Origin of the sequence: Sphingomonas echinoides, from assembly GCF_029623395.1 — a bacterium.
GTDB lineage: Bacteria > Pseudomonadota > Alphaproteobacteria > Sphingomonadales > Sphingomonadaceae > Sphingomonas > Sphingomonas echinoides_A.
In genome coordinates, this window is sequence record NZ_JAPYKK010000032.1 from 46,179 (window position 1) to 53,042 (window position 6,864).

The 6,864-nt window shown below is 65.1% G+C and carries 7 protein-coding genes and 1 tRNA gene; 1 reads left to right on the forward strand and 7 read right to left on the reverse strand.

Features of this window, described 5'->3' with window-relative positions; genetic code table 11:
* Positions 1 to 73: 73 nt before the first annotated feature.
* From QBJ92_RS16245 to QBJ92_RS16255, 3 genes are all read right to left on the reverse strand, one after another.
* Entirely contained in the window at positions 74 to 1,999 is a 1,926-nt protein-coding gene (locus tag QBJ92_RS16245) for a glycoside hydrolase family 97 protein (protein WP_277970747.1), read from the reverse strand.
* A gap of 555 nt (positions 2,000 to 2,554) precedes the next feature.
* Positions 2,555 to 2,629, reverse strand: a tRNA-Gln gene (locus tag QBJ92_RS16250).
* Between the two features lie 64 nt (positions 2,630 to 2,693).
* On the reverse strand, positions 2,694 to 3,845 hold the full coding sequence (locus QBJ92_RS16255) for a branched-chain amino acid aminotransferase (protein ID WP_277970748.1): 1,152 nt from the start codon (positions 3,843 to 3,845) through the stop codon (positions 2,694 to 2,696).
* Positions 3,846 to 3,917: 72 nt separating this feature from the next.
* On the opposite strand from QBJ92_RS16255, the gene QBJ92_RS16260 reads away from it, so the two are divergent.
* Positions 3,918 to 4,406, forward strand: a complete 489-nt coding sequence (locus QBJ92_RS16260) for a MarR family transcriptional regulator (RefSeq protein ID WP_277970749.1) — start codon at positions 3,918 to 3,920, stop codon at positions 4,404 to 4,406.
* 10 nt (positions 4,407 to 4,416) lie between these two features.
* Here QBJ92_RS16260 and proC read toward each other — a convergent pair whose 3' ends face one another.
* The 4 genes from proC to QBJ92_RS16280 form a co-directional block, all read right to left on the reverse strand.
* On the reverse strand, positions 4,417 to 5,196 hold the full coding sequence (proC, locus tag QBJ92_RS16265) for a pyrroline-5-carboxylate reductase (protein ID WP_277970755.1): 780 nt from the start codon (positions 5,194 to 5,196) through the stop codon (positions 4,417 to 4,419).
* A gap of 34 nt (positions 5,197 to 5,230) precedes the next feature.
* Complete coding sequence (locus QBJ92_RS16270) at positions 5,231 to 5,734, reverse strand: YbjN domain-containing protein (RefSeq protein WP_277970750.1); 504 nt, start codon at positions 5,732 to 5,734, stop codon at positions 5,231 to 5,233.
* A gap of 105 nt (positions 5,735 to 5,839) precedes the next feature.
* Positions 5,840 to 6,118 carry an accessory factor UbiK family protein gene (locus QBJ92_RS16275; protein WP_277970751.1) on the reverse strand — a complete coding sequence of 93 codons (279 nt, stop codon included), beginning with the start codon at positions 6,116 to 6,118 and terminating at the stop codon, positions 5,840 to 5,842.
* Between the two features lie 21 nt (positions 6,119 to 6,139).
* Positions 6,140 to 6,700: a TspO/MBR family protein gene (locus tag QBJ92_RS16280; RefSeq protein WP_277970752.1), complete on the reverse strand. Its 561-nt coding sequence runs from the start codon at positions 6,698 to 6,700 to the stop codon at positions 6,140 to 6,142.
* Positions 6,701 to 6,864 lie beyond the last annotated feature (164 nt).

The following is a 6,864-nucleotide window of genomic DNA, read 5'->3' on the forward strand; positions in this document are numbered from 1 at the left end:
GCGACGTAACGAAACGCGCCACCCCCGATGCGATCGACATCGGGCCCTCAGCCAACGTGGCAACGATGCCGGGTCACGGTCGTTCGAAAACGAGGGCGGCGCCCCCGTTCGCCGCTATCGGAACGCCCAGCTGAGTCCCGGCGCGGACCTTCCCGGTCCGATCGTCGAGCGCGCTGGGGGGCTTGCCATCAATCCACGCACGAACCTTCCAGCGTCCGTTCTTGAGAAAATTGAGCGGGAGGGAAACGGTCCGCGCCGTGCTGTCGGTAATGGCCCCGACGTACCAGCGTTCCCCGTTGCGGCGCGCGACGGCGATCCATTCGCCCATGGCTCCCGCAATCCCATGCGTCTCGTCCCAGGTCGTCGGGACTTGCTGAATGAAGGCCACGCCCGGCGCCCAGCGTCCATCCGCACTGCGGTATGCGACAGGCGCGTCGGCCAAACTGGTCAGCGGGCTGGGATAGAGTACAAACAGCGCGAGCTGATGCGCCCGCGTCGTCGTCACTTCCGGAGCGGGCGCCTTTGGCGAGAACGCGGCGGGTGTCACGTTGCGGAACCCGCCCGGCGTATAGTCCATCGGTCCGATCGTCGCGCGGGTGTAGGCGGCGCGGACGTCGTAGCCCGCCGTGACCTTCCGGCTCCAGCGGTTGTACTCGTTGCCCATCGCCCCTTCCTGCGTGAGGAAATTAGGATAGGTCGTCTCCAGTCCGCGCGGGACGAACGCAGCGTGCATGTTGACGAGGATGCGGTGCCGGGCGGCGGTGGCGAGCAGTCGGTGATAGAACCCGACAACGGCCTGATCCTGCCGGTAGATGAAGTCGACCTTCATCCCCGCAACGCCCCAGCCCTGCCAGCACGCGAGCACGGCATCCATCCGCCCGTCGAGCGACGTCCAGTCGGTCCACAACCAGATGCGCACGCCGCGCCGACGGGCATATTCGACCAGTTCGGGTACGTTGATGCCCTCGGCCGGCGTCAGGACGTCGGCCGGCTGACCAGGTCCGGACGGCTTCGACGCCCACCCCTGGTCAATGACGTAATAGCGAAGCCGCATGCGACCGGCAAAATCGATATAGCGTCGGTACGTCGCCATGTTGTGGCCCGCATTGGGCACATCCGGCGCAAGGAGACCCGACCACCACCCCCATGCGGCCTTGCCAGGTATTATCCAGGTAGTGTCAGCGATCCGGGACGGCGCAGCGAGACGCTGCACCATACGGTTCTCGACCAATCGCTCGGGCCGGTCGGCGATCATCACGATGCGCCACGGCGTCGTGATCTTTTCCCCGGCAGGCAAGACGACGGCGAGCCGATCGTCGTCGGGCCGCGGTGTCAGGCGGACCGAGACAGCGTTGCCAGAGACCGTTCCCGTCAGATAGGCCGCCGCGTAATTCTCGATGTTGCTCTCGGTGAGTGCGTAGGTTTCCCCCTCTCGCCCGGTGGCACAGGTCAGCGGGAGGTCGTACAGATCGTCATGCTTGAGCGTGCGGAGGCGCACGGGCTTGTAGTCGCCCTCGTGGCTGTTAAAGAACTTCTCATGCCGAACGCCCAGACAGGCATCGTTGCGGGCGGTGACAAAGCGGGTCGACTCCCCTGTCACACGCCAAACGCCCTCGGACGGATGTCCGGGGACGATCACCCTGAACGCGGCCCCGTCATCGCACGCTGCTGTTTCCAGAATGACAGCGCGGCCGCGCGGGCCCTTCTCGCGCGCGCTGATCCGCTCGCCGGGGCAGCCGAGTGCCGCGATCAAACGGGTCCGTCCTGTCTCGACCAGCGCCCCGAAAGGGTGATCCGCCAGCAGGATACCGGCCGGCGAAGGATCGATCAGGGATTTGCCGCGATGCCTGATCGAAACCTCGAACGCACCATTCGGCGCGATCCCGGCGGCGATCCCAATGGTTCCGTCAGGCGACACATCCGGTTTTGCCACGTCGAATTTCGTACAGCCGCCGACGGCCATGGCCAGCGCCATGCCAAGCACACCTTTGAAAAACATGGGGGCGTACTCCGCGCGAACAGTAATTTGCTCTCCATGTCGGATTGTCACCCGAGCCGCCAGCCATCCTACGAATAGATGGCCGAACGGCATTCGACCATGCGGGACAACGAAGCGCGATGACCCCGGAATCACGCTGTCAGGCTCAAGCCGTCGGCCAGAGCAAAGTCGAAACGAGGTTGCGGCGTCCAAAGCGTTTATGAGCTACCGTTGGTGCCCCGAGTCATCCTAGCCGACGGAATGAAGGCGCCGCCCCCCCCCCAGTCGAGTGGGCGGCTTTCGCCATGGTGCCGAGGCCCTTGCCGCCCGCCGTAACGACGATCGGGGCACCGAACCCGCGAAAAGGATGTCATAACGACATTCGAGGAGCGGGCCGGTACACCGACACGCTGTCAAGGTCCGAGTCCCTTTAATCGGAACGACGTGGGAAGTGGGGTGTCGATCCCCGGTCCAACCTACGGTTGTCCAAGGCCCCACAGAACTGCCCCGCGAACCTGCCCCACAGACTATCAACCCAGCCTGCTAAAAAATCGCATTTAATCGATATATTGGAACTGGCTGGGGCGGCAGGGTTCGAACCTGCGAATGGCGGCATCAAAAGCCGCTGCCTTACCACTTGGCGACGCCCCAATCCGGGAGCGCAGGCCTTTAAGCTGCGCGTGCCCCGATGCAAACCGAAAAAATGCGGATCGCGTCAGATAACGCGTTCGAGCCACCCGTGCGGGTCGGGCGCGACGCCGCGTTGCAGGTCGATCAGCGCCTGGCGCAACCGGCTCGTCGTCTCGCCAGCGCCCCCGTCCGCGATGTCGAATGCGCCATCGACCATCTTCATCGTGCCGATCGGCGTGACCACCGCCGCGGTCCCACACGCGAACGCCTCGCGCAGCCGGCCGCTCGCAGCGTCCGCGCGGCACTGGTCGATCGCATAGGGTTCCTCCCGCACCGTCAGCCCCATGTCGCGTGCCAGCGTGATCAGCGAGTCGCGGGTGATGCCCGGCAGGATCGTACCGGTCAGCGGCGGCGTCTGCAGCGTGCCGTCGTCGAACACGAAGAAGATGTTCATGCCGCCCAGTTCCTCGATCCAGCGGCGCTCGACCGCGTCGAGGAACAGCACCTGGTCACACCCCTGTCGGGTCGCCTCGGCCTGCGCGATCAGGCTGGCGGCGTAATTGCCGCCGCACTTCGCCGCGCCGGTGCCCCCCGGCGCGGCGCGCGTGTAATCCTGCGACACCCAAAGAGTCACCGCCGGAGCGCCGCCCTTGAAATAGGCGCCGACCGACGAGGCGATGACTGCGTAGAGATATTCGGCGGAGGGTTTGACCCCGAGGAACACCTCGCTCGCGATCATGAACGGGCGGAGGTACAGCGCACCGCCGTCGATGTCCGGGATCCAATCGGCTTCCTGGCGAACGATCGCGCGGACCGATTCGACGAAGAGCTCTTCCGGCAGCGGCACCATCGCCATGCGTTCGGCCGAAGACCGGAATCGCGCGGCATTGGCGGTCGGGCGAAACAGCGCGGCGCCGCCGTCGGGCAGCCGATACGCCTTCATCCCCTCGAAAATCTCCTGCGCGTAATGCAGCACAGCGGAGGCGCTATCCATCGTGAACGGCGCCCGCGCGACGATCTTGGCGTCATGCCACCCCGCCGCCTCGCTGTAGCGGATCGTCACCATGTGATCGGTGAAGACCCGGCCGAAGCCGGGATTGACGAGCTGCGCCGCACGCTCGTTCGCCGCGATCGGATTCGCATTCGGTTCGAACGCGAACGTCGGCGAAGAGTGCACCGCGCCGCCATCCGACGGATCGGCAAGCGGAGCGTTGGCGAGCGAGGCGGTGTGCGACATGGTATCCTTGCGACATATTGCGACAATTTGGGGGTTGAAGGGGTGTACGGGACACGTCAAACGCGGTCAACAATGGCAACCGCAATCGCCTCTGCTTCGCCGCTCTTCCTCCGCGAGAATGAAATTCGTCGCGGGATGGAATTGCTCTACTTCGCCCAAAGTACGCTCGCGCGCACGACGGAAGCGCGTCTGGCCGAAATGGGCCTGGGCCGCGCGCATCATCGCGCAATGTACTTTATCGCGCGGCACCCGGATCTTACGGTCAGTGCCCTGCTGAGCTTGCTGGGAATCACCAAGCAATCGCTCGGCCGCGTACTCAACGAACTGGTCGACCGCGAGCTGGTCGAAACGCGCGTGGGCGAACGCGACCGCCGTCAGCGCCTGCTGCGATTGTCCGACACGGGGACGGCGTTCGAACGGGAGCTGTTCCAGATGCTGCGCGAGCACTGGTCGCGAGCGTATGCGCGCGCAGGGCAAAATGCGGTGACGGGCTTCTGGTCGGTGCTCGAAGGCATGATCGACGACGAGGGTCTCACTCGCCTGTCGGGACCGCACGAATAGCGCCACGCGGTCAGGTGCGGGCGGTCGCGGCCATTTCCGCATTGCGCCGCGTCGCCGCGTCGATCGTCCGGGTCAGCAATAGCGTTAGCGCATCATCGGCATCGAGCACGTCGAGCCCTTTACGAGTCGATCCCCCAGGGCTCGCCACCTGCTCCGCGAGCGCCCCCGGCGCGACCTCCGCCGCGGCGGCGAGAAGCCCCGCCCCTTCGACGGTCGCAAGCGCGAGCCGTTCCGCCTGATCGCGGTCGAGCCCCTGCGCGACCCCTGCGAGCGTCAGCGATTCAATGAAACGGTAGAGAAACGCCGGCCCGCTCCCGGCCAACGCCGTCACCGCATCGAACTGGGCGGGCGCGACCCACTCGACCAGGCCGAGCGGCTGCATCAGCTGCTCGACCAGCGTCTTTGCTGTCGCAGATGCGCTGGCGCTGTCGAGCGCGACGACGCCCTTGCCGATCGCGACGGGAAGATTGGGCATCGCCCGCACGATCGCCGCAACGTCGAACCGCGCGGACAAAGCGGCTTCCTCGACCCCCGCAAGGATCGAAACGAGCATCCCCGCCCCCGTCAATCGCGACGCGAACCGCGCGGCGATGGCGTCGAGTTGCTGGGGCTTCATCGCGAGGATGACGATATCGGGCAACGGCCCGTCGGGCAGATCACGCGCCTGCCGCACCCCATCGGGAAGGCTTCGGTCCGCGCGGTTGACGACATCGACGTCGCCACCCGCCACCACACCGCTCGCGATCCAGCGGCGCAGCATCCCGCCGCCCATATTGCCGCATCCGATCATCCAGATCCGGCACCCGCGCAAATCCGTCACGCGCTCAGGCTTCGCCCTGGGTTTCGGTCATGGCGGCAGCCAGTGCTTCCTTGGGGGTCTTGCCACCCCACAGGATGAACTGGAACACCGGATAGAAGCGCTCGCACTCGTCGATCGCGCTTTCCACCATCAACTCCGCAGACCCAAGCGACAAGGTCCCGCCGTCGCCATCGATCATCGCGGCATGGCGGTACAGCAAGATCCCGCTCGACGACCACAATTCGAAATGGCCGACCCACAACTGCTCGTTGATCAGCCCGATCGCCTCGTACATCGCGGCGCGTTTGTCATCCGCGACTTTGATGTCGGGGAAAGCGAGAAACTGGATGACTCCGTCCTCGTCCCGCCACAGCGCGCGCAATTCATATTGCGCCCAGCTGCCCTTGACCTTGGCAATGACCTCATCGTCCTGCCGCTCGTAATCCCACCCGTGCGCCGCGAAATAGCTCTCGAGCATATCGATCGGTGCCGCGTCGTCGCGGTCGAAATCGGCTTCGTCCAATATCATTCCGAGCCCTCCGTCCACGCTACGACCAAAAGCGTGGCCGCTGGGACGCGGCGACACAAGCGATAGGTGCGAATGCCCGGAGAATTTCCTGTGGATAAGATGAGGTCAGACTCCGCTTGCCGGCGCAGCCGGAGGGGCGCCTGCCGCCTTGGCTTCCAGCGCATCAAGCCTTGCACGCAGCGCATCGGCCTCGTCCCGTGCTGCGGTCGCCATCGCTTTCACGACTTCGAACTCGTCGCGCGACACGAAGTCGAGCCCGCCGATCCACTCGCGTGCCCGCGCACGCGCGCCAGCCTCGGCTTCCCGGCCAACGCCCGCCAGCGTACCCGCCGCGCCGTTGACGAATTTTGCGAAATCATCGAAGATTTTGTTGTCGGCTTGCATCTGCGAAAAATCCAATCGAACTCATGTAGCAAGAATTTGGGTGGTCGTCGAACCGGGTGCAAGGGTTTCCACCCCCGGGTTCAGCGCCAGAATCTCGTAATTGAGATACGCGGCGAACAGCAGCCAGGCAAGATAGGGCACCAGCAGCACCGCCGCGACCCCGCGAACCTGCGAAAACAGGATCGTCATCAACAACGTCACACCGAACATCAGCCCGACCAGCACGAGCGCGACCACGACTTGATGCAGGCCGAAAAACAGCGGCGACCAGGACAGGTTGAGAACGAGCTGCCCGAAGAACACGATCAGCGCGGGCGTCCGCAACCGCGCCCCGCGCGCGTTCAGGATCAGCGCGAGCGCTACCCCGAGGATCGCGTACAGCAGCGACCAGGCGACCGGGAAAACCCAGTCCGGCGGGTTGAACGCGGGCTTGACCAGCCCGGCGTACCAGACGTTGTTCTTGCCGAGCGGCGCGAGCTGCGCGGCACCGAATCCGAGCAACAGCATGCCCGGAACCGTCAACGCGATCCAGCGCAGCAGAGACACGCGCAATTGCCGTTTCGACACGATACTGCCCGCCATGTTCGTCGCCATCTCGCGCTTTCACCTTCCCACGCTGCGTTCATCCCGCGATCGGCGAGCCGACCCGGACGATCGCGCTATACGGTAACTCCCGGCGCCTCGGTGGGATTATTTGCCGCCTGATCCGAAGGAGCGATGCGCTCTGCGCCGATCAGGAACTCGAC

Coding starts and splice junctions, on each gene's coding strand:
- QBJ92_RS16260 (WP_277970749.1), top strand. CDS start 3,918: ATGGCAACCGCAATCGCCTCTGCTTCGCCGCTCTTCCTCCGCGAGAAT.
- QBJ92_RS16245 (WP_277970747.1), bottom strand. CDS start 1,999: ATGTTTTTCAAAGGTGTGCTTGGCATGGCGCTGGCCATGGCCGTCGGC.
- proC (WP_277970755.1), bottom strand. CDS start 5,196: ATGATCGGATGCGGCAATATGGGCGGCGGGATGCTGCGCCGCTGGATC.
- QBJ92_RS16280 (WP_277970752.1), bottom strand. CDS start 6,700: ATGGCGGGCAGTATCGTGTCGAAACGGCAATTGCGCGTGTCTCTGCTG.
- QBJ92_RS16275 (WP_277970751.1), bottom strand. CDS start 6,118: ATGCAAGCCGACAACAAAATCTTCGATGATTTCGCAAAATTCGTCAAC.
- QBJ92_RS16270 (WP_277970750.1), bottom strand. CDS start 5,734: ATGATATTGGACGAAGCCGATTTCGACCGCGACGACGCGGCACCGATC.
- QBJ92_RS16255 (WP_277970748.1), bottom strand. CDS start 3,845: ATGTCGCACACCGCCTCGCTCGCCAACGCTCCGCTTGCCGATCCGTCG.